The following is a 22,816-nucleotide window of genomic DNA, read 5'->3' on the forward strand; positions in this document are numbered from 1 at the left end:
ATCTTCTTCATTGCCGCTCGATTCCATGTTCGTGACGAGCGCACCCGGCCTCCGCGTGACCAGCCGGGTCAACGACATTGCACGCGCCAGATCGTGTGTACGGCTGGCGCGGCAGGATGGCTGCCGCACTCCAAACGACGCCACACGCGGATGATGAGCGAGCAAGGCAACCAATCCAGCGCGTGATGGCACCGGAGATGGTTATTCGAGCGCGACAGTACAACTTTTTATAAATAAGGTCTAAATAATCGCTCGTCCCGTGGTCGCCGTTCCACATTGCACGGATCGTTTACTTCACGGTACCATTGGCGGACCAATCGGCATCGGTTCTACGGGCATCAGCCAGGGATCAACCGGCGGAACGATCCACCACCACTCGATAGTCGCCCACATCAGCAGGATCATTGCCCCAATCGCCGCGATAAAGCCCAGATCACTCCAGCGTGGTCGCCATCGCCGTACCGGGAGTGCCAGATGTGAACTGAGCCAGAGCAGAATGAAGGTACCTAAACCAAAGCCCAGCAGTGTTGCCCGGTAGACCGGCATGACGACTGAACCTTCCGGCGTGTAACGAAGGATGCCAATGCTAAACTGCGACAAAAACGGCACGATCATAAATGGATCATTGACACTAAATAACGGCAGATCGGGCTGAGATACGCTCGACACAACTGTGGTCACGGCAACGATAGCACTGAATGGATTGAGGTAGAGTAACCACGGTGGTGGACTCTGCCCCTGCGGGTTACTGAATTGTGGCCAGACGGAGGCGATCAGCAAGGGAATGCCACAAATCACCAGTACAATGCCATAGCTCAGGATCGTTGCCGGTGTTGTTCGTCCAAACAACGCCGAACTAAACAGACCGATTGTGCCGAAGAAGAGCGCAGCACCACTAAGTAGCAGCACGGTAAGGACAAGCGTTCTTAATTCAACCCCGCCGAAGATCAAGACAGTGCTGAAGATCGGGATCGAAGCAACAATTAACAGCAACAAGTAGCTTAGGGCACCGATTAACTTCCCCGCTAACAATTGCCCTGGCCGCAACGGTGTTGCCAGCAACATATCGTAAGTCAGACGCTCTCGTTCGCTGCTGATTGCCCCACTCGTCAGGATTGGTGCAACCAGGACGATAAAAAACATCTCGGTAAAGGCCAACCCCTTAAACAAAGCCTGCCCAATGTGTGAACTGAGCACAACCATTCCCGTGCGTGCCTGGAGCACCATATACTGATAGATACCAAAGGTGGCAAGTATCAGCAGCAAGAGAAAGAGGGTCAGGATCAGATACGGTCGCGCACCGCGCATTCTGGTGCGGGCTTCGCGCACCAGAATTGGGTTGAGTAATGGCCTGCGAATCTGTGTCGTCATATTCTGTCCCTGGTGTGGCATTGCCACTATGAAACGCCTGGCTGCGAAACCTTACCGGATCAGAGGGGTGCCACGACTTCCCCACAAAGCGGCAGTGTGAGCATATCAACCGCCGATTAGTGCGCATCCGTCATCGTCAACCGTAAGAAAAACTCTTCGAGGCTCTCACTGCGCGCACTGAACTCACTGATTGCGACGCCAGCCTGCACCAGACCGGCGAGCAGACCGGCACATTGCTCTTCGTTCACTGTTTGCGTCAGTTCGATAGTAAGCGACCGCGGATCGGCTGGGACAGTGCTGATCGCCTGCACCAGCGGTTGCTGTTGTAAGAACGATACAGCACTGGTCAGGTCACGCTCATGCACAATGCGGAGACGAATGCGTGATCCGGTGACCAACTGCTGCTGTACTTCGGCCAGCGACCCACTGATGATCATCCGGCCATGATCGATAATGCCAATCGCATCACACACCTCGGCCAGCTCACTCAAAATGTGTGAACTGAGCATTATCGTCTTTCCCATATCGCGCAGGGTGCGCAACAATTCACGCAACTCAACCCGTGCTCGCGGATCGAGACCACTGGCCGGCTCATCGAGGAGCAGGATAGGCGGATCGTGTACCAGTGCGTGGGCCAGGCAGAGACGCTGCTGCATACCACGCGAAAGGGTCTGCACGAAGGCATCTCGTTTGACGCTCAGATCAACCAGATCGAGCAGATCGTCAACCACCTGGCGGAGACGCGCCCCACGTAACCCGTAGCAGCGGGCAAAGAAATCGAGGTATTCCCATACACGCAGATCATCGTACACACCAAAAAAATCGGGCATATAACCAACTAATCGCTGAGCCGACCGTGTCGTCAATCGCTCACCCAACAGGCGAATTTCACCACCGGTCGGCGTGATCAATCCGGCCAGCAAGCGCAGGGTGGTTGTTTTTCCTGCGCCATTGGGGCCGATGAAACCGTAAATACTTCCCTGACTCACCTGCAAGTTAAGGTGATCCAGAGCGACAAACTTCCTGTAACGGTGCGTCAGATTAATGGTCTCTATCGCCAACGTCATGGTAAGCGCCCTCGCACTACAGGATCGGCGTAGACACAGGTAAAGTTCTGGAAGTCGCGATTCTTCAGACGTAACCGGATGACTCCCTGACTGCTCAAGAAGTGAGCGGGTTGCAGTATATCCAGGACCACACTCTGGAAGGCATCGGTTGGAATCGGTGTCCAGCTCCCGGTAGTCCAATCGTACAACTCAATCTCACCGCTCCAAAACGAATCGGAGCGCAGGTTGAGCAGCAGGGCGCTGGGTTGTAAACCGATCAGATCGGCAGGGAGGGTAAAACGCATGATCGTTGGTTGCAGGTCGGGAGCAATGCCAAGCAGATTTCCATTGTAGCAGGGGCTGTTGGTGCCGGCAGTTTGTTCAAACGAACCAATAAAGCCGTTGCTGTTCAGCTTTATTTCATCGGTTACTTGCAATCGTACCGCTCCACGCACCAGCGTCAGATGCTGCATCGTAGCCCGTCGGTCAACCGGGACCAATGATGTCTCGGTATCCTGATACCAGGCCAGCAGCAAAGGCTGTGCGCCACGAGTAATCGAACCATAGCCGTAGAGGGAATCGATGATGCGGCTGCGCAGTTGAAGCGTTGGCGACACCGGTTGCGCAACTCTGCTCATCGCTTCAAATTGTGGGCCATAGATAAGATAACTTAGCGAGATGCCATCAAAGGCATGACTGGGCCGTTCAAGCGTAGCCGAGCGCTGTTCACCGGGAGCCAGCGCATTGATCAGTGCAATCTGTTCACCGTAGGCCAGAACAACATCTTCGAGTGTTCGTTCGCTGCGATTCGTAACTTCGCCCTGCACCGTATCACCGTTCACAGTGATCTGGGCGGTAATGAGTGGTGCATTGACTATTCGATCAAAGGCAATTGCTTGCATTGACCATTGTGGTATTTCCAGGTTCTCAACCACCAGATTATCATCAGACCTCTGCACATAAGTACCATTCGTTAATGGTGGTGAACTCCACGGCCCCTGTACAGACACCGGTCGCACCATTGTCACACTCTCAGTCGCCTGTAAGCGATAGGAATACCGATCTGGTGAAAAAATACCGATGAATGACCGGTCATGCGCCCATACGGATGTGTTAGCATCGATTAGGGTAATCTGACTGACAATCACCTCACCACCACGCAAACTATAACCGATGCTATACGCACCCGCGGCAAAGATGCCTGTCAACACCGGTACAACAACCCATCCCCAGGCCAGCCGATCCAATCGCCGCAGAACGAGATATGTTACCGGTCCTACCACCACCAGATAGCAGGCGAGCAAAATCCCGATCAGGTTTAGAGAGGGTAAATCGAGCGCCGGCAGTGTGGTTAACACGCTGGCCAGATTCTCTTCGACATAGGTCGAGTAGAGCTTTGCGCCGAACCCAAGACCGGACGGAATGAATGAAGGCGGTGGTAGTAATGCCTGCCACAACTCGCGCCAGCCACTCCAGTTCACCACTTCAGGGGCTGCGAGATCAAATGCGAGTACGACTGTTTGACCATTGCCGAAACGCTTGCCATAAGCCAATGGCAACGGCGTTGAGATCAGCGGCAGGGTGATTGGATACACTTCGGGTGCACTGGCAGATGGTGTCAGAGTCACCGGTGTTACCGATGGATCCGTAAGCGGTGCGGCCAACGCGCCCGCCGTAGCCGGGATCAGCTCACGAGGCAAGATTGACAGGGTACGTGTGATCCCAACGTCACCATTCACCAGGAGCGTACCCCCACGCTGCACCCAGGATTGTAACGCACGTTGTTGATCGGGTGTTATCTCATTTGCCGCGACATCAGTGATAATCAGTGCATCAAATGGTGACAGGCCCAGACTCTCTGGCGGTAGATCGGCCAGCGGTACAGGCACACTCGTCACCCTGATACCGTCAGCCAGTTGCGCAGGTAAGCGCAACTCACGCTCACCAATCACACCAACCAGAAGCCCTTCTGTCACCGGCTGTAAACGTGCTGAGGCTGTAGTCACCTCGGTACCATCGACCAACACGCGCACACCGAGCTGACGAGGCGAACCGTAGATGAAGGCATACAATATCAACCCCTTACGTCCGCCACCGGGTAACTCGACAAACGTGCTTTGGAAGGGGCCATTTGCCGTTCCGACAACGATCTCAGCCGTGCGATCAACACCGTTGTTCGTCACCTCAATCGTCACCGGCAACCAGCTCCCTGGACGAACCATGCCTTGAAAAGCTGGACGTACAACCAGCGTTATATCGGATGCTTGTGCTGCTACGGGGAGAGGCAACCACGTACCAAATCCGATGCAGAAGACACCGAGAAGTATCAACCACCCTGCCCACGCACGCAATCCTCGCATGCGGTATCCTCCATGTAGTAAGGCAAAACCGACATCACTGTTAGAAACGTGATCAGGGAGAAAAAAGTTCCTCGTAAGACAAACACGCCCACCCTTGCAGCGAAGGGCAGGCGCGGCAGACGTGGCTGCTATATAATAGAGCGCGTTTACCGGCGCGGGCGGTGCGACGGATAGCGATCACGGATTCGAACATGGACCGGATCGGGCTGCACCCGACGCAGCGATACTAACAATCCACCAGCTATGAGAACGAATACCGCCAGTAGTAACAGAGTGGTCATACGCGCATCCTTTCCGCTGCGAAATGGGTCAGCACCCGCAAGCGCAAGTGCATAGTTTCAGTAGTGAGTAGTATAACGAAAAATTGTTACCGCGTCCATACCATTTGATGGATTTTTAGTGATTTTTCATTTTCGACAACACTACCCGCCATGTTGTCACGCCAACTCAGGTATGTATGGTGCGATGGAGGTACGGCATGATCGATCCTGTTGCAATTCGCGCCGGACTAGAGCCAGGTGCGCTGGTTCCGATAACAATCTATTGTTATGATCGAGTCGGTTCAACGATGGACCTGGCGCGTGAAGCGGTGCAAACACTACCACCTGATGCGTTACCGGTGTTAATCGTTGCCGACGAACAGACTGCCGGTCGTGGTCGCCTGGGCCGACGCTGGGTAGCTCCGCCCGGCAGTGCTCTGCTCTTCTCACTCGGCCTGCAACCTCCAGCAGTTGCCACCACCATGCCGACAACTCTAATCTGGCTCGCAACCGTCGCTCTCATGGAAACTATCGAGCAAGAGACACCTTTGCAAGCCGGCTTGAAGTGGCCCAACGACGTTCTAGTGAAAACGTCAACCGGTTGGGCAAAGACGGCAGGCATTTTGCTAGAGGGTGGCTGGGACAAGAACAGCCTGGTATGGGCAATTATCGGTTGTGGCATTAACATCAATGCGGCACCCGATCCACAGATCACGCGCTATCCAGCGACAGCGCTGGCAATCGCTGCCGAAACTGCTATCGACCGCCTGCGCTTCCTACATATGCTGATGCGCCGCTACGATTACTGGCTACGGCAACTGTACAGCGGTGAAAGCGATCAGCTATGGCAGACATGGCGCAACCGATTGCTCACGTTGGGACAAATGGTCCACATCCATACCGGCAACGATCTAGTGTACGGCACGGCAATTGATGTAGAACACAACGGTTCACTCATCGTTCGTGAACCAGGCGGCACGCTGCGTCGCATCGAGAGTGGCGACGTTGGTCTGGTCGATGACCGCTCACACAATATTAATGAGGTATAAACGACCAATTCGAGCCAGTTTTACCGGTCATCAGTGATTTCTCATCCAGACATCATTGCAAGCAGTATTCACGTGCTAATAATGATATGGTATAGTAACAGGCAGTGTACAATATGACAGCGAAGATGCCTGAGCCGATCCACGCCTGATCGTGAGGCTGTACGACGGTGATTGCAACAAAAGTTGCCATTATTGCGTCGCACAGACGGAAAAAGGGTATCTGAAATGCGGAGCTGGAGGTTATGTTGATTGTATACAGGCGCGTAATTGCTGGCGCCGTCTTTATCATCAGTGTGATTGCTGTAGCCATGATGCTGCGCATCGGATTTGAATGGCGTCAGGCCCTGATTGATATTGACGCAATGATCGTCACCCCAGCAACTCTACCAGATGAAGTCATCACCGTCCCAACGGCACAACCTGTTGTACCAGAAGAGATATATGGACCTCCACCAGCGACACCGGTCGTTCAACCGACGGTACCCCCTCCGGCGACAGAGCATTCACCGGCTGCCACCGCAACCGCTGAAGCGATCCGACTCAGCCGTTCAGAACTCAATATTCTTTTATTGGGAACGGACGCACGCCCTGAAGAGACCGGCCCAACCCGTACCGATGCGATTGTCGTTGTCCATATTGCCCGTGATACCGGACGGGTCAGTATGCTGTCGATTCCCCGCGATCTTTGGGTGAAGTACCCTACCGGTGGCGAAGGTCGGATTAACGCAGCTTACGCTATCGGCGAGAATCGCTTTGGGCCAGGTGGTGGTGCAGCGCTGGCCAAATCAACAGTGAGCAAACTGCTAGGAATCCCCATTGATTATTTTGTCCTGATCAATTTTGAAGGTTTTAAGAAGATTATCGACCTTATTGGCGGAATAGAGGTCGATGTGCCGCGCGCCATCTATGATCCGGCCTACCCAACAGACGACTATCGAACGATAGAAGTCTCTTTTGCTGCCGGACGCCAGTGGATGGACAGCGAACGTGCACTCATTTATGCACGCACGCGCCACGCCGATAGTGATTTCGGTCGTAATCAGCGCCAGCAGCAGGTACTGATGGCAATTTTCCAGCGTATCCGTGATCGCGGCCTTTTCCAACAGCTCACCAGTCTCGACGATTATACAGGTGCGCTGCGTGGCTATGCACTTACCGATATCAACTATCGCATGATGCTGGAACTGGCAAGTTTTGCGCGCACGATTGATAGCGAGAATATTCTGCGCTATGCTATCGATTCTTCATCGATTGTCGAGCTGAGTGGTGGCGCAACGTTTAGCGTTCAACCACAGGCGCTCCGTCGTATCGTTGCTCAATTTACCGGCGAAGCAGTATCAACCGCTGGTGGCGAATAACTCACTCCTGTGAGCGAAACCTCTACAACGAGCGGCGTATTCCGCAGTATCGCGCTGGCAGCATTGCTCATTAGTCTGGGCAATATTGCCAGCCGACTCCTTGGCCTAGTGCGCGAACCGATCATTGCCGCCTACTTCAGCCGTGGACTCGCCGTTGATGCCTTCACCCTGGCCTGGACAATCCCGAACGCACTTTACGAATTACTCATCAGTGGTGCAGTGAGTGCCGCCCTAGTGCCGGTATTCAGTGAGTATGCCGAACGTGATCGTGATGAATTCTGGTATGTCGTCTCGACGGTCATCACGCTGGCATGCACGGTGCTGGTCATTACCAGTGCAATACTGGCCTGGCAGGCACCACTGGCAATCGCCCTGCTGGCCCGACCAACCGAGTCTGCATTGCAGGCTGAAGCGGTAGCTCTGGTTGGATGGCTACTTCCAGCCGTGACATTGATGGGCATTTCGGGCATTGTAACGGCAATCTTGCATGCCCAACGGCAATTTTTGTTGCCGGCATTTGTTGCAGCAGCCTTCAACGCCGGCATGATCGTCGGCATTGTTACTCTGGCCCCACATATTGGGGTCAAGAGCCTCGCGGCAGGCACCCTCATCGGTGCTGCGGCACAAGTGTTCATTCAATTGCCGGGATTGCGCAGAGCACACATCCGCCCACGCTTTGATCTGCGCCATCCGGCGGTTCACCGTATTCTACGTCTCTACGCCCCGGTCACACTTGGAATCGGGTTCTCGCTGATTGGGGTAACGATTGATCGCTGGCTGGCATCAGGATTTCCCGCCGCAATCTCCACCATGCGCTTTGCCACGACGCTCATTCAATTTCCGCTGGGACTAGTAGCGTCGGCAGTGGCACTGGCGGTGTTGCCAACTCTCTCGCGCCAAAGTACTGCTGGCGATGAGGAGGCGTTTCGGGCGACGCTGGCGATGGGAATTAAGGTTGTGTTGCTCTTAATTCTGCCGGCTACCGCAGGACTGGCAGTACTCAGTCAACCAATTACAGCTACCCTGTTCGAGCGAGGAGCGTTTCAAGCGCAAGACACAGCGATTACCGCCCTGGCGTTGCTGGCATATCTCCCCGGGTTGCCGGCGGCGGCCATCGATCAGATGCTTCTCTTCGCGTTCTACGCCCGCAAGAACACACTGACCCCCAACTTGATTCAAGGTGCGGCCATTCTGTGCTATCTGGTGGTTGCCATACCGCTTGCCGAATGGACATCGTTGGGATTTTTGGGCCTGGTACTGGGTAATTCGGCGCAGTGGATCGGTCACGCAATTATCACCGCGTGGTTGTTGCAGCGCTCGCTACCGCTGAATGGGTTACGGCTTGGAGAGGCAATGATCAAGGGAATAATGGCAAGTGGCGTGATGGCGGGTGCAGTCAGTGGGATCGCAATCCTGACCCAGCCATTACCACCCCTTGTTCAGGTGATTGTGGCGGGCAGTGCCGGGGTCTTCATCTATGTGCTGCTCGCTATGAGATTGCGTTTAGAGGCAGCTACCTTCTTTGTTGAGACCATTCGCCGCCGTCTGCATCGTTCGCATTAGCGCCTATGGTAGACATTGGTCATTGTTGCCGAACCATGCGTTGGCGTCTGGCAACAAACAGGAGCCAGGAGTTGCGGCGCGCCACTCGCGCCCGATGGAGATCACAGTGGGTACGGCAGCATGACTTCCGACGAGAGCCTGGCCGAACAGCCCTTTCAGGGTTGACATCTGGGGCAGGGGCAGGCAACGGCTTCACCTGCCCCACGCGACAGGATGTCTCTTTAGGCATACAGACGTTGTTCGAGCATCTGCATCCGCTCAACAAAGAGCGACAGAAAACGGGGCGTATCGAATCCTACAACCGCCCGTGCGTTTGGCTGACGACCATCACTCAGCATAAAATCAGCCACCGTAAAGCCCAGTGTCAACGGACTACAGGTCTCGACAGTCACATGAACATCGGCATAGGTTGCCAAATCGGGCAGAAAGACCAGCACCAGTGCAGCCGGATCGTTAATTGCACAGCCATCATAGCCAAAATAGCGACGATGGAACTCGATGTAAAACCGGGTGGCATCGGCGATAAAGCGACCAATCGGCTTTCCTGCCTGAGCCAACCGATTGACTTCGCTCTCGTGGAGGCGCACCAGGCGCGTAATATCCCACGGCATAATCACCAACGGGGCACCTGACGAGAAGACGATCTGGGCAGCGTGTGGATCAGCGTAGACGTTAAATTCGGCCCGTGGCGTTACATTACCATCGGCCCGCAACGCCCCACCCATTATGACGATCTCGCGTAACGCACCGGCAAGCCGTGGTTCTTTGCGCAACGCAAGGGCAACATTGGTCAGGGGGCCAACGGCAACCAGTGTTACCTCACCGGGAGCTTCCAGCGCGGTACGAATGATAACATCGACCGCGTGTTCAGAGGACGGTTGGAGTTGAGCCGGTGGCAATTGCGCATACCCCAAACCACGTTGTCCGTGTGTATCGTGCGCAGTCGTTAGTGGTCGCAACAACGGTCGATCACAGCCGACAAAGAGGGGGATGTGGTGGCCGCCACCTAGTTCCAGTACCGAGAGGCCATTGGCTACGGCCTCGGCCAGCGTACAATTGCCGTGCACAATGGTCAAACCGGTCAGCTCAATCTCAGGCGAGGCCAGTGCAAGCAAGATTGCCAGGGCATCATCAATACCTGGATCGGTGTCAAGCACGATCCGGCGAGGTAAAGCTCTCATTGTTCCTCCTGCATGGAAACAAACTCTTGTGCAAGATCGTTGATTACTATAGCACAAGTGAACACCCGTCCGACAAGAAAGACGAGCAGTACGGCGGTTATATTGTTCAATTGACGCTTTGCCGGGGGCGTGCCATAATTGAACGCGAATTACGAGCAACAGGAGCTGGCATGCGTGCCTATCTTGATATTGAAACAACGTATAGTGGCACGATGAGCGTGATCGGAGTCTACCGCCACGACAGGGGCGTCATTCAGTTGGTTGGCGGCGGTATCCATGATGTCTCACTCTACGAGGCACTCGAAGCCGTTTCGACTATCGTGACCTTCAACGGTAGTGGTTTCGATTTACCGGTGATCAAACGGCAATTACAGGTAGACTTGCGTGCTGAGTTCGGCCATCGCGATCTCTTGTTCGAATGCCGGCGTCGTGGATTACGCGGTGGGCTGAAGGGAGTAGAAGAAAAACTCGGCATTACCCGTGTTTCGTCCGGTCTGACCGGTCGTGATGCGCCGCACTTGTGGGCACGATACGAGCAATACGCCGATCAACTGGCATTGCAAACACTACTCGACTACAACCGTGATGATGTAGTCAATCTGGCTGTACTGGAAGCGTTGCTCGACGCCGGCAATCCGCCTCTCGCCAACTCGGCGCGCTTTGTTAAACTATGGTAAACAAACAGCGATATTATTGCATCACTCTCTGCAAAAACAATGCAACCACAACTACTTGACGGTCGTTATCAAATCGAACAGCTCCTGGGCGAAGGCGGGATGGCCCGCGTCTACCTGGGACGTGATCTCCGGTTGAATCGCCCGGTCGCGATAAAGATTCCGCATCCTCACCTCATGACCGATCCCGATTTTATGGCGCGTTTCCGTCATGAAGCACATGCAGCCGCGATGGTCAGCCATCCGAACCTGGTCGATGTGTACGATGTCGGTCAGGATGGTGACCGACACTACATTGTGATGGAATACGTGGCCGGCACGACGCTCAAACAACTGATCAACCGTGAAGCACCGTTTGCGATTCCCCGTGCGGTGCGCATTGCCGAACAGATTGCACGTGGACTGCATGCTGCCCATCGCGCCGGATTGATCCATCGCGACATTAAACCGCAAAATATTATCGTCACCGACGATGGGCAAGTGCGCATCACCGATTTTGGGGTCGCCAAGAGTCGGCTCTCAACCGCTATGACTGAAACCGGGGTGACGCTGGGCACGGTTGATTATATCGCGCCAGAGCAAGCCCAGGGTCGGGCAGCAACTCCACAATCGGACATTTACGCGCTGGGGGTGGTGCTGTACGAGATGCTTACTGGACGCCTCCCGTTTACTGGTGATAACCCGGTAGCAGTAGCAATGAAGCACATTAGTGAGCCACCACCACCACCACGTCGCTACAATCCGCAAATTCCAACCGCCCTGGAAGCGATTATTCTGCGTGCATTAGCCAAAGACCCGGCACAACGGCAGCAGAGTGCGCTTGAACTGGCTGAAGAACTACAGGCGTATGACCGGTTGGTGTCACAGGCAACAGTGGTCAATCCAGGCATTGCACCTCCTCCTGCTCAGGTACAGCCACGATCACTCGGTCCACAACGTCCGGCGCAGGTCACAGCAGCGCGCCCGGCACCAATTCCTAGCCCGCGCCCGGCAACTACCCGCGTCCCGCGACAAGAAAACGTCGGATGTGGTGGCTTCCTGGTGGGTATGCTAACCCTGGTTGGAGTACTGGCGATAGTCTTTGTGGTCAGTAGTGGGATGTTGAATAACCTTTTCAGCGGTAATGCCAATCGCCCAGTCACACCAGCAACCGGTATCAATCCTTCAGAAACTCCTTCACCAACCATCGTCGCCACTGCCATAGTCCCCGACATTGTGGGACGCAGCGATGGTGAAGCCCGCACGTTATTGCAACAAAACCAGCTCATTCCGGCACCAACCGGTAAACATAATCGCGATGTCCCCCAGGGAATTGTGATTACCCAAACTATTCCCCCCGGTACGATTGTCGAGGCGAATAGTCCACTATCGTATACGGTGAGCCTGGGGCCGTTGCTGATATCAGTTCCCGATGTCACAGGCACACGCAGTACTATCGCTCGCGATCAATTAATAGCCGCCGGTCTAACGGTGACTGTGGTAGAAGAACCCAGTCAAACCGTTGATGCCGGATTTGTGATCAGACAATCGCCGAGTGCAAATCTGCGCATTCCCCAGGGAGACGAGGTGACAATTTATGTGAGCCTGGGTGATGTGGTGCGCTTCCCCGACGTTATCGGACGGAGTAGAGCGGAAGCTGAAGCCATTCTGAACAATACGCCGGGTATCATTCTGGTTTACGTCGATGTGCAGGGGCGCGACCGACTCCCCAACTTTGACAGTTATGCCCCCAATCAAGTGGTGAGTGCAGCGCGTGAAACGAGTGGCGGATATGTCGGGCTAAATAACGGCGACTATGTTCCACGAGGAAGTCGAATTGTGCTGGGAGTACGTGCAGAAGAATAACGCGTTTGTCTGTCAGTCGTTTTTGGTCTGGCAGGAGGCAACGCTGCCTCCTACAATCATTTCACGCTGGCATACACTATCAGGTGCGGTCAGCGGAGACACTCTGCGTTCGCAGGAGTTCAGCCTCAGCCAGCAGGCGCTGTCGCTCACTGACGCTCAGCGCCCGATCAGCAAAGCGACGCCACTCTTCATTGGTAGCCCAGGCCCACTGACCGGCTTCAGTCGTGATCCAGCGCGGTGCCTTTGGGGTTGTATGGTGATTAGTTTGCATCATATTGAATACACCTCCTCTTCATCAAGTACATGACTCTACTATCATATCATCACCGGTCACAGAGCATATCATAAAGCTATAAGATTGCGACCGGCTGAATACACATCTAATTGTGGTGACAGACTGCTCATCAAACTGCCGACAACGCCACTTCCTGAATCTGACCATTACGTAACTGAAAGACGCGGTCGGCTACACCAACCATCTCGCGGCTATGCGTCACCATGATCAGGGTCTTGCCCTGTTGGCGAGTGAGCTGGTCGAGGAGATCGAGCACCTGAGCACCGGTATCACTATCAAGATTGCCGGTTGGCTCGTCGGCCAGCACGAGATCAGGGTTATGAACCAGTGCGCGAGCAATTGCCACCCGCTGCTGCTCGCCACCACTGAGGCGATCAGGATAGGTATTAGCGCGGTCGGCCAATCCAACCGCTTCGAGCATCGCCAGTGCTGCTGCGCGTGCCGTTGCTCCGCGCTGACCATTCAATTCGAGGGGCAGCAGTACATTCTCCAGCGCAGTGAGCGTAGGCGCAAGATTATAAAACTGGAACACGAAGCCAATTGAGCGACGACGAAAGAGGGTGCGCTCCCGCTCACGCAACTGATCAAGACGCTGCCCGGCCACCCAGATTGCGCCGGTATCCGGTATATCAATGCCGCTCACGAGATTGAGCAGGGTGCTCTTGCCACTTCCACTCTTGCCCAGCAAAACAATCAGCTCGCCAGCCTGAACCTGGAACGTAATGTCACGCAAGACGATCCGCTGACGTTCGCCTTCGAGATATGACTTTGTAACATGCTCACAACAGATAACAGTTTTGTCAATCATTTGCATTGGTTTTTGAAATATTTTGCACAGCTATACTGACATTATACGGCATGTTGTCCAGGACATGCAATAGGGGATATTTGCCCATCATTGAGCAAGCGGTAGTATTACGCGCCGAATTGGATACCGCATCCACCGTGCTCAATGCCGGGTGCGTATCGTACCGGTTACTGGCAAATCTGGTAGAACAGAACGCAGGACATACTATCAACACTTCACCCTGGTGCTGCACCTGAGCGCTGATACACTGCACCAACGCTCACACACTGCGATGCCCAAACAGCGGCTCCCGGAGGTCATTGAACAGGGCATGCGAGCAGAGCGAGTAGATCATACATCGCGTTTGCGAAACAAAGGGGCGTAGTGGCGCTACGCCCCGCTTCGCGACACTATTTACCTTGGCGACAGGCTTATTCCTAACGCTTTACGCGTACTCGAGCCACCCGTAACGATCAGGACGCTCACCCTGCACGATCCCGAAGAATACCTCTTGCACCGCAGCCGTAATCGGGCCACGTCGGCCTGTACCGATAGGAATCCGATCCACTGATCGGATTGGCGTTATCTCAGCAGCAGTCCCGGTAAAGAACAGCTCATCGGCCAGGTAGAGCATCTCCCGCGGGAGCACCTGTTCACGCACTTCAACCCCCATCTCGCGCAGCAACGTCATCACCGTATCACGGGTGATCCCGCTCAGGATCGATGAGGTCAACGGTGGCGTGTAGACAACGCCATTACGCACCAGGAACAGGTTTTCGCCACTGCCCTCGCTGATATGACCATCGGCATCGAGGGCAATCCCCTCGGCGTAGCCATTGGCTATTGCTTCCATCTTGATCAACTGGGAATTCATGTAGTTGCCGCCCGCTTTGGCGAGGGCCGGCATGGTGTTGGGGGCAAACCGATTCCACGACGAGATGCAGACATCGACACCCTGTTCCATCGCCTCGGCACCGAGATACTTTCCCCATTCGATGGTTGCGATGGCTACTTCGACCGGATTGTTGAGCGGATTGACCCCGATCTCGCCATAACCCCGGAATACCACCGGTCGAATATAGCCAGAGCGCAAGCGGTTCGCACGCACGGTTTCTTTGACCGCTGCCACCAACTGATCGAGGGTGTAGGGAATGGTTGTGCGATAGATTTTCGCCGAGTCGATCAATCGTTGCATGTGCGGCGTGAGCCGAAAAATCGCCGGCCCCTGTGGCGTCTCGTAACAGCGAATGCCCTCGAAAAAGCTGGTGCCATAATGGATGGCATGCGACAACACGTGCACCGTCGCCTTATCCCACTCCACCAGCTCGCCATTGAACCAGATGTAATCCATTTTCTGGATCGGCATTGATCGCCTCCTTCTTGCGTATCACCAATCACCTGTAAACAAACCTGGTTGCTGCCAGCGTTCTTGGGGCTGCCAGCAGATGGTGCCACCAGGAACCGGTCGTGCACGAGGCGGCAGTACCTGCATGCGTGGTAAACGCTGGATACCGGCCTGTCGTAGCGTCTGACTGACACCACTCAGCGCCATCTGGGGCGTATTGGCCCGCCGTGAGATGTGCGCCAACCAGACATCACCGATCCCGCCATGGGTAGCAACCTGAGCCAGTAGTTGGCCGCACTGGGTATTATCGAGATGGCCGAGCGGACTACTGATTCGTTGCCGTACCACCACAGGATAGGGCGAAAATGGCAGTAATTCACGAGCGTGATTCGCTTCAACGACAATCAGATCAGCCTTTGCCAGCGCTGTTACCGTCTCGGCATTCCAGCTCCCTAAATCAACAGCTATCGCTACAGACACACCGGCCACCTGTATGCGATACCCAACCGGATCGGCAGCATCGTGCGCGACGCGAAAACTCTGCACGTTGAAGACACCGATTGCACCGTATCCGCCTACCGGTAGCGGATCGAGCGCGACAGGATCGGGCGACTCACCCAGGGCAGTCAGTGTAGCCGCGGGCGCGACCAGGGGCACGTTGTAGCGACGGGCAAATGCCAGTGCGTGCTGTGCGTGATCGGCATGTTCGTGGGTCAGCAAGACAGCCTGTACCTGCTGCGGCGTCGTATCACAGGCGTGTAACAGATTCGTGAGGGTACGAATCGGGACGCCGGCATCGATGAGCAGGGCCTGACCACCTGCTCGCACCAGTAACGCATTACCTGTACTTCCTGAAGCGAATGACGCCACCAGCACAATAGTCTCCGTGCATCGATCTGGGCCATCACTAACTACCAGACGAACGCTGCCAGCGCACCAATACCTCACGCGCTGCGCGTGCTGCCTGCGCCCGATGACTGATCTGATTCTTCCGTTCGGCACTCAACTCGGCCAGTGTTGCGTCCTCGTCGAGCACGTAAAAGAGTGGGTCATAGCCGAAGCCACCACTACCACGCGGCGCAAATTCAATCACACCGGGCAGCGTACCTTCCACCAGCTCGGTTGGATGGTCGGGATGGGCCAGGGCGATCACACAAACGAAACGGGCCAACCGTTGATGCCAGGGAATATCACGCATCTGGTCGAGCAGGTACTGCAACTGGGCCGGCCCTGACAGACCGCCATAACGTGCCGAATGGACACCGGGAGCACCACCGAGAGCCGCTACTTCCAGCCCACTATCATCGGCCAGTGTTGGCAGACCGCTCAATGCCAGATAGCCTTCGGCCTTGAGGCGTGCGTTTTCCGCAAATGTCTGGCCGGTCTCTTCGATAGTCTCCTGAATGCTCATGTCGGCTAATGAATAGAGGCGCAGATTGAGATCGGCAAAGATAGCGGCAAACTCACGTAATTTGCCGGGATTGTGGGTCGCAATCAGTAATTCACGCATACGAGTCACTTTGCGATAGGCCGATGTTTGCGCGTGTTACGTGACACCTGGAGGTATCGCGTACTGTGATGACAACGAGTTTGCTGTAGTAGCCAATTGATCGGCAACAAGACTGAGCGCCATTGTACACGAATGTAGTGACACGAGCAACTATATGCACAACCACGAGGGATGCACGTAACATCGTGGAATCAATATTCACACCGGAATTCGCCGAGGTACAGAGCAGATGGAGAACGACCGGCTATTCCAGTGATACCCCTGGTGGTTGCGTGAGGTGCGAGGAGCGAGCAGGAGTCACGCAAAAAAGACACCACCCTGCTTCAGTAGGGTGGTGAGAACGGCGTGAGCGGCCAATGTGCAGAAGCCAACAGCGGGAATGCAAAGGGCGCTTCAGGTGCTAACCCCACTTGCCCGCAAGCGTTCGGCATTATCGTAAATAATCAGCGCTTCAATAATCTTCTCGAGTTCACCATCGAGCACAGCCGGCAAGTTCGAGAAGTTTTGCCCGATCCGGTGATCGGTTATTCGATCTTGTGGAAAATTGTACGTTCGAATCTTCTCAGCCCGCTCACCGCTACCGACCTGCGCCAGTCGTGAAGCGCCGATTTCGCGTTGTCGTTTCTCTTGCTCGCGCGCGTACAACCGGGCACGCAACACCGTCATCGCCCGTTCACGGTTCTGAATCTGTGATCGGCCATCCTGACAGGTAACCACAATTTCTTCCGGGGTACCGGGCTTGTAGACGATCCGCACCGCCGAGTCGGTGGTGTTGACCCCCTGTCCACCGTGACCGGCACTCCGAAACACATCAATTCGTAAATCTTCAGGTTTAATCTCGATCTCTGTTTCTTCGACTTCGGGCAGCACGGCAACCGTTGCAGTCGATGTATGGATGCGGCCACGCGCTTCAGTGGCCGGTACACGCTGCACACGATGAACCCCGCCCTCATATTTCAATTGGCTGTACGCACCTTCACCATGAATCTGGAAGATAACCTCTTTGATCCCACCGATGCCGTTTTCGGTTAGGCTATCAACTTCAACCTTCCAGCCGCGCGACTCGGCAAAGCGGGTGTACATACGAAAGAGATCGGCAGCAAACAGTGCTGCTTCATCGCCACCTTCACCCTGCCGAATCTCCATAATGACATCTTTTGAGTCGTTCGGATCACGTGGCAATAACAACAGCTTTAACTGCTCTTCCAGACTCGCCAGACGCTTCCGTTGCGTTTCAAGCTCTTCCTCAGCCAATGCACGCAATTCAGGATCGCTATCTTCAAGCATGGCTTCAGCCTCTTCAATTGCGCGTTGGGTAGCCTGATATTCGCGATAAGCGTTAACAATATCTTCAATTTCACGCTGTTCGCGCGCATACTGCTGCAAGAGGGTAACGTTGGTCGCTACCTCTGGCTGAGCCATCAACTCGGTTAGTTCATCATAACGTGCAGCAACAGCAGCCAGTTTATCAAACATACAATGATTCCATTACGTTAAGATGACCGATGGCACAATACGCACTGCCAGTTAGCGTATGTGCCATCGAGAAGTTTTTTCAATTACAGGCCAAGCGTGGCCGCTTTAGCCAGCTTCTTGCGACGATTTCGTTCGGCACGGCGGCGCTTTTCTTTGCGCTGCTCGCTCTTCGAGATGAAGTGCATCTTCTCGCGATACGTTTTGGTGATGCGCTCGGCAACGACACCTTTATTGAAGCGGCGAATGAGCTGTTCGACAGTTTCGCCTTCACGACGTTCAACTCGCATAGCGCTGCTGAATCAACGGTACGTCAGGCGACATAGAACATCTGTCGGTACAGGGCAATACCTGTTCTATGGTCGTAACCGTGATCCCTCCTCATCACCTCCTTCGCTGTAGATTTGGTGCGCCCCGTAGCAGCGATTATGCGCCGTTATTCTTACACCGAAATGATAGTATACCGGATCGCCGATGAATGTGCAACTGGCTACGCTTCGCGACGTAAGATCGCCCCACCATACGGTGGCAGCGCGACCTTTCCGGCCACAAGTTCGGCAGTCTGGCTCGGCAGGACAACCGTCCAGCGACCTGGAGGTACAGGAATGGTACCGGCCTGTGAGGCATTATTCAGCACAACGAGCCAGGTCTGGTCTTGAGCCGTACAGGTATACGCCAGGTGTCCACGCTGATCATCAATATGGGTGATAGTCCGCTTACCTCGCCAGACAGCGGTCGTTGCCCGCCGCAGCGCACCCAGTTGCCGGTAGAAATGGAGCAACTCCTGATCCTGTTCATCTCCCCAGCGCATCGGTAACCGCGATTCTTCCGGGTGACCACTTCCGTCGGCGTGACGCACATCGAGCCGTTGGCTAAGGCCAACTTCAGTACCGTAGTAGAGTACCGGTGGATGGGGCAGGGTATACTGGCAAAGTGCCGCGAGCCGCAGACGACGTGTGTCACCGCGTACCACCCACAAAAACCGATTCATGTCGTGATTATCGAGGAATGTCGGCAAACTGAAGCCGGGTGGAAAGTAGTTCAGATGGCGGTTGAGAAAGAGGGCAAACTGGCTGGCACGGATTTCATCGAAGGCGAAAAAGCGGCGGATGGCTTGCAGCAGCAGAAAATCCAGACAGCCATCGAGACGTCCAACATACGAGCGTAGCACCTCTGCTGTGTCCACAGCTTCACCGATAAGCACACAATCGGGCCTGACGGCGCGCATTGCCGCCCGGAATAACGTCCAGAAATCGTGCGAAGGGCCAATGGTATAGTCGAGACGATACCCATCAACTCCCTGTTCCAGCCAGTAGCGGGCAGCATCAATCATAAACTGGCGGGCTGGCGAGTAGTCCAGATCGAGTTGTGGTAATTCGGCCACCCCAAAGAACGACACATACAGATCAGGATAACGGGTAAAGATAAACCAGTCTCGTTCTGGGCTGCGGGGATCGCTGATCGCTCGCTGGAAGATAGGATGTCTGTTCGAGAAATGATTGGCGGTGTAATCAAAGATCACCCGCATGCCCCGGTCATGGGCCGCAGCAATGAGCGTTTGCAGGTCGGCCATGGTACCCAGGCGTGGCTCGACACTGTAATAGTCGGTCGCATCATAGCCATGGTGAGAGGGTGAAGGGAAGAGTGGCGAGAGCCAGATCGTCGTCGTGCCCAGGCTGGCAATGTAATCCAGATTGCTGGTTACACCGGCGAGGGTACCACCGTAAATCCCCATCGGAGTAGGCGGATCGGCAAACTGTCGGCCAGGACCAGGATGGAAACGATCAATGAAGACGTGATAAATGAGCGCATCATCAAGCCATCCCGGTACTCCCTCATCACCAACCCGATACGCACAGGTACGTGGACGGCGGAAGAACGTCAGGTTGAATTCATACCCCATCTCGCGCAGATAATGATCGCCCGGCCCTGGTTGACCAACAACACTGCCGTCACCCGCAGTTGCGCCGACTACTTCGCTGTACCAGAGTGAGCCGTTCCCCTCACGAAGCCAGGCTTCAATCCGATAACGAACCACCGTGTCGGCTGGTTGTGGTGGGAGATCAATTGCCCACTCCTCGGCGTATCCCCAGAGCAGGGTATCCCAATGGCTGGAGAGACGTTGCCCGTGCGCTACGTGACTTCCCGGCGCCGGCAGACCTCGTTCACCGTGAGGCTCACTACCATCTGTTGTGTAGTAGACACACACCTGATCGGCGACAATTGATGGGCCAAGAGTGACAAAGAGCCGCACCGGTTCGCTCGGCTGCGGAGCAAGCGGCTCCATCCGATAGCGGTGCGAAATACCGGCTAACTCGGCCCGCATGTACCCCAATCGCCGACTATCGGTCGCCATAGTTCCGAAGATAAAATCGGCAGAGACGTGATACTGTTCCACGATGAACCATCCTTTGAGTTGACGTATATCAGGACAAAACGATTGACATTATGCAGAACCAGAGGGGAGCAACATGGGATGGGATGCGCTATCTTTCATCCCATCCCATGTGGCAGCAGCGCCTAGCCTTTCACACCACCCAGCGTCAAACCACCGATGATATAGCGCTGTAACAAGAGGTAGACAATTGCGACCGGTAGTGACAGCAAGATCGAGAAGGCAGCAAAGCGCGACCAGGGGATCTGACCGGCATACTGACCGGTCATGTTGTAGAGTGACATGGCGAGCGTAAAATCTTTTGGGTCGGTCAGGAACTGCCACGACAAAAAGAACTCGGTCCAACCACCGGTAAAACCGAGAAAACCGGTCACTGCCAGGGCTGGCGTGGCGAGGGGTAACACGATTTGGAAAAAGACCTGGCTCGGTGAAGCGCCGTCGATAATCGCTGCCTCTTCCAGCTCTTTCGGAATAGTGTCGAGATACCCTTTCAGATTCCAGATCGCGAACGGTAAAGCACCCGAAACCATGGCAATCCCAACCCCCAGCAGAGAGTTGCGTAAGATGAAGACCTCACTGCGTGCCGGTGTTATACCGCCATAGATCAAACCGAGGCTGATCGCCAGACCAATTGCACCGAAGAAATAGTTACCCGGTCCCGCCGATCCCAGGCGGATGGCCGGTGCTACGGCAAAAACAGTCAACCCGAGCAGCATCAACCCGGCCAGAATCAGCACAATGCTCATAATTGCGCTGCTGATACGAATGCTATTCAACAGGGCAAACAGCGGTGCAATGGTCGCCACACTCGGCAACACCGTAATCGCCAGCACCGCAATCATCATAAACTGGCGACCGGGGAACTTGAAGCGGGAAAAAGCGTAGGCAGCACTGACACCGATCAACAAAGCAAAGGCAGAGACACCACCGGCGAGGCGCAGACTGTTGAAGGCCAGTTCGGTAAACGTAACCGGATTGGCCGTTGGCCGGTCGAGCACCTGCAAATAAGCCTGCAACGATGCACCGGGAGGGATCAGATTCAGCTCGGTCGGACGCGAGATATTGCGTGGATCGAGTGACATGCTCACGATCCAGAGAACCGGGAATAAGACGGTGGCGGCGATGAACAGGCAGATCGCCTGCAACACTAATTGTTGCCACCACTTCAACCGGCGACCGGCGGATGTACTGCCCGAACGACGTGAACGAATGGTGACACTAGACATCGTAGCTCTCCGTGGCGCGAGAAATCTTGTTGGTAATCAAGAAAATCGGGATCAGCACCAGGGCAATAATGACCGAGAAGGCAGCGGCAACACCGTAGAGCTGGTTAACATTAATCAGCTTAAACGCCTGCGTAACCATAATCTCGGTACGACCGAGCGGACCGCCACCACTCATGAAGTAGATGACGTGGAACAGGTTAAATGTCGTTACGATACCAACCATTGCTGCCGGAACCATTGCCGGACGCAACAATGGGAGCGTAATCCGCCAGAATTGCTGTAAACCGGTTGCCCCATCGATACTGGCCGCCTCGTACATCTCTTTCGGGATCGATTGGAGTGCACCGGTAGCAACGATAGTCATAAACGGCCATCCCAACCAGATATTGGCAATCAACATTGCATAATAGCTGAGCGGTAAACCAATCCCTGGAATGGGGTCTTGAATCTGGTTAAACCAGCGAATTTGTACCGGATCAAGACCGAATGGCGTGATAAAGAGGTTAATTAACTGATTAATTGAACCGTACTGATCGTCAAACATATTGCGCCAGACGGTAGCAACGACAATATTGGGCAGTACCATGGGCAAAATATAAATGGCACGGTAGATTTTTCGCCCCCAAAGCCCTTCTACATTCAACAATACTGCAATGATCACCCCCAAGACGACATGAAACCCGACATTCGAGAACGTCCACCACAGGTTGAAGGCCAGTAAACGCCAAAAATCAAAATTGCCACCAAGACGGGCGACAAACTGGGGGTTATTGGTAATGATGTCGAGGTAATTTTTCAAACCGACATATTGAGCCGGTCGATAATTGGGTGGTGTCGTGCCGTTTGGGCCAAAGGGGTTGAGCGTTTGTTTACCCTCTTCTTTGATGACACCGTAGTCGGTAAATGACATCCAGACCTGAAATGCCAGCGGATAAAAGGTAACTACCATCATGATGATCAACGCCGGCAACAAGTAGACAATTGGGGTGCGCAGTTGTTTCCACCCCTCGCGCAGAGCTGAACGCGGCACACGCACCGATTGCGAGGTCAGCTCTGGATTTGTGGTTGCCATGCGGCT

At 54.7% G+C, this 22,816-nt stretch carries 20 protein-coding genes and 1 pseudogene; 6 read left to right on the forward strand and 15 right to left on the reverse strand.

The features are described from left to right. A pseudogene (locus VAE55_RS14170) lies at positions 1-186 on the forward strand (hypothetical protein); the annotation flags it as partial. Positions 187-294: 108 nt separating this feature from the next. On the opposite strand, the gene VAE55_RS14175 reads toward VAE55_RS14170, so the two are convergent. The 4 genes from VAE55_RS14175 to VAE55_RS14190 form a co-directional block, all read right to left on the reverse strand. Then, positions 295-1,371 carry an ABC transporter permease gene (locus VAE55_RS14175; RefSeq protein WP_322816400.1) on the reverse strand — a complete coding sequence of 359 codons (1,077 nt, stop codon included), beginning with the start codon at positions 1,369-1,371 and terminating at the stop codon, positions 295-297. A gap of 116 nt (positions 1,372-1,487) precedes the next feature. Then, on the reverse strand, positions 1,488-2,438 hold the full coding sequence (locus VAE55_RS14180) for an ABC transporter ATP-binding protein (RefSeq protein ID WP_322816401.1): 951 nt from the start codon (positions 2,436-2,438) through the stop codon (positions 1,488-1,490). Continuing rightward, a complete protein-coding gene (locus tag VAE55_RS14185; protein WP_322816402.1) occupies positions 2,435-4,777 on the reverse strand; it encodes a hypothetical protein in 2,343 nt (780 codons plus the stop codon). The genes VAE55_RS14180 and VAE55_RS14185 overlap by 4 nt, the downstream gene beginning before the upstream one ends. Positions 4,778-4,923: 146 nt before the next feature. Next, positions 4,924-5,058 (reverse strand): hypothetical protein, encoded by a 135-nt coding sequence (locus VAE55_RS14190; protein WP_322816403.1) that lies wholly within the window; start codon positions 5,056-5,058, stop codon positions 4,924-4,926. Between the two features lie 197 nt (positions 5,059-5,255). Between VAE55_RS14190 and VAE55_RS14195 the strand changes: the two genes are divergently transcribed. From VAE55_RS14195 to murJ, 3 genes are all read left to right on the forward strand, one after another. Continuing rightward, positions 5,256-6,086: a biotin--[acetyl-CoA-carboxylase] ligase gene (locus tag VAE55_RS14195; protein ID WP_322816404.1), complete on the forward strand. Its 831-nt coding sequence runs from the start codon at positions 5,256-5,258 to the stop codon at positions 6,084-6,086. A 242-nt stretch (positions 6,087-6,328) separates the two neighbouring features. Next, positions 6,329-7,444, forward strand: a complete 1,116-nt coding sequence (locus VAE55_RS14200; RefSeq protein WP_322816405.1) for an LCP family protein — start codon at positions 6,329-6,331, stop codon at positions 7,442-7,444. Between the two features lie 9 nt (positions 7,445-7,453). Continuing rightward, positions 7,454-9,007, forward strand: coding sequence for a murein biosynthesis integral membrane protein MurJ (murJ, locus tag VAE55_RS14205; protein ID WP_322816406.1), 1,554 nt, complete (start codon positions 7,454-7,456; stop codon positions 9,005-9,007). Positions 9,008-9,228: 221 nt separating this feature from the next. Here murJ and VAE55_RS14210 read toward each other — a convergent pair whose 3' ends face one another. Further along, complete coding sequence (locus VAE55_RS14210) at positions 9,229-10,188, reverse strand: nucleoside hydrolase (protein ID WP_322816407.1); 960 nt, start codon at positions 10,186-10,188, stop codon at positions 9,229-9,231. A 170-nt stretch (positions 10,189-10,358) separates the two neighbouring features. Between VAE55_RS14210 and VAE55_RS14215 the strand changes: the two genes are divergently transcribed. Together VAE55_RS14215 and pknB are read left to right on the forward strand one after the other, a co-directional pair. After that, positions 10,359-10,865, forward strand: coding sequence for a ribonuclease H-like domain-containing protein (locus tag VAE55_RS14215; protein ID WP_322816408.1), 507 nt, complete (start codon positions 10,359-10,361; stop codon positions 10,863-10,865). Between the two features lie 39 nt (positions 10,866-10,904). After that, on the forward strand, positions 10,905-12,707 hold the full coding sequence (gene pknB, locus VAE55_RS14220; RefSeq protein WP_322816409.1) for a Stk1 family PASTA domain-containing Ser/Thr kinase: 1,803 nt from the start codon (positions 10,905-10,907) through the stop codon (positions 12,705-12,707). A gap of 79 nt (positions 12,708-12,786) precedes the next feature. Here pknB and VAE55_RS14225 read toward each other — a convergent pair whose 3' ends face one another. The 10 genes from VAE55_RS14225 to VAE55_RS14270 all read right to left on the reverse strand — a co-directional run bounded on the left by VAE55_RS14225 (position 12,787) and on the right by VAE55_RS14270 (position 22,810). Then, on the reverse strand, positions 12,787-12,981 hold the full coding sequence (locus VAE55_RS14225; RefSeq protein ID WP_322816410.1) for a hypothetical protein: 195 nt from the start codon (positions 12,979-12,981) through the stop codon (positions 12,787-12,789). Positions 12,982-13,111: 130 nt separating this feature from the next. Next, on the reverse strand, positions 13,112-13,816 hold the full coding sequence (locus VAE55_RS14230; protein ID WP_416181204.1) for an ABC transporter ATP-binding protein: 705 nt from the start codon (positions 13,814-13,816) through the stop codon (positions 13,112-13,114). A gap of 418 nt (positions 13,817-14,234) precedes the next feature. Further along, the gene (locus VAE55_RS14235) at positions 14,235-15,155 is read right to left on the reverse strand and encodes a branched-chain amino acid transaminase (protein WP_322816412.1); all 921 of its coding nucleotides are present in this window, start codon (positions 15,153-15,155) and stop codon (positions 14,235-14,237) included. A 21-nt stretch (positions 15,156-15,176) separates the two neighbouring features. Next, positions 15,177-16,010, reverse strand: coding sequence for an MBL fold metallo-hydrolase (locus VAE55_RS14240; protein ID WP_322816413.1), 834 nt, complete (start codon positions 16,008-16,010; stop codon positions 15,177-15,179). A gap of 31 nt (positions 16,011-16,041) precedes the next feature. After that, positions 16,042-16,644 (reverse strand): RdgB/HAM1 family non-canonical purine NTP pyrophosphatase, encoded by a 603-nt coding sequence (gene rdgB / locus VAE55_RS14245; RefSeq protein WP_322816414.1) that lies wholly within the window; start codon positions 16,642-16,644, stop codon positions 16,042-16,044. 393 nt (positions 16,645-17,037) lie between these two features. Continuing rightward, the gene (prfA, locus tag VAE55_RS14250; RefSeq protein WP_322816415.1) at positions 17,038-18,120 is read right to left on the reverse strand and encodes a peptide chain release factor 1; all 1,083 of its coding nucleotides are present in this window, start codon (positions 18,118-18,120) and stop codon (positions 17,038-17,040) included. A gap of 83 nt (positions 18,121-18,203) precedes the next feature. Next, entirely contained in the window at positions 18,204-18,407 is a 204-nt protein-coding gene (gene rpsU, locus VAE55_RS14255) for a 30S ribosomal protein S21 (RefSeq protein ID WP_322816416.1), read from the reverse strand. A 200-nt stretch (positions 18,408-18,607) separates the two neighbouring features. After that, positions 18,608-20,515 (reverse strand): alpha-amylase family glycosyl hydrolase, encoded by a 1,908-nt coding sequence (locus VAE55_RS14260; protein WP_322816417.1) that lies wholly within the window; start codon positions 20,513-20,515, stop codon positions 18,608-18,610. Between the two features lie 122 nt (positions 20,516-20,637). Next, positions 20,638-21,738 carry a sugar ABC transporter permease gene (locus tag VAE55_RS14265; protein ID WP_322816418.1) on the reverse strand — a complete coding sequence of 367 codons (1,101 nt, stop codon included), beginning with the start codon at positions 21,736-21,738 and terminating at the stop codon, positions 20,638-20,640. After that, a complete protein-coding gene (locus tag VAE55_RS14270) occupies positions 21,731-22,810 on the reverse strand; it encodes a carbohydrate ABC transporter permease (protein WP_012256399.1) in 1,080 nt (359 codons plus the stop codon). The genes VAE55_RS14265 and VAE55_RS14270 overlap by 8 nt, the downstream gene beginning before the upstream one ends. Positions 22,811-22,816: the final 6 nt, after the last annotated feature.

Source organism: Chloroflexus sp., from assembly GCF_034432675.1.
GTDB lineage: Bacteria > Chloroflexota > Chloroflexia > Chloroflexales > Chloroflexaceae > Chloroflexus.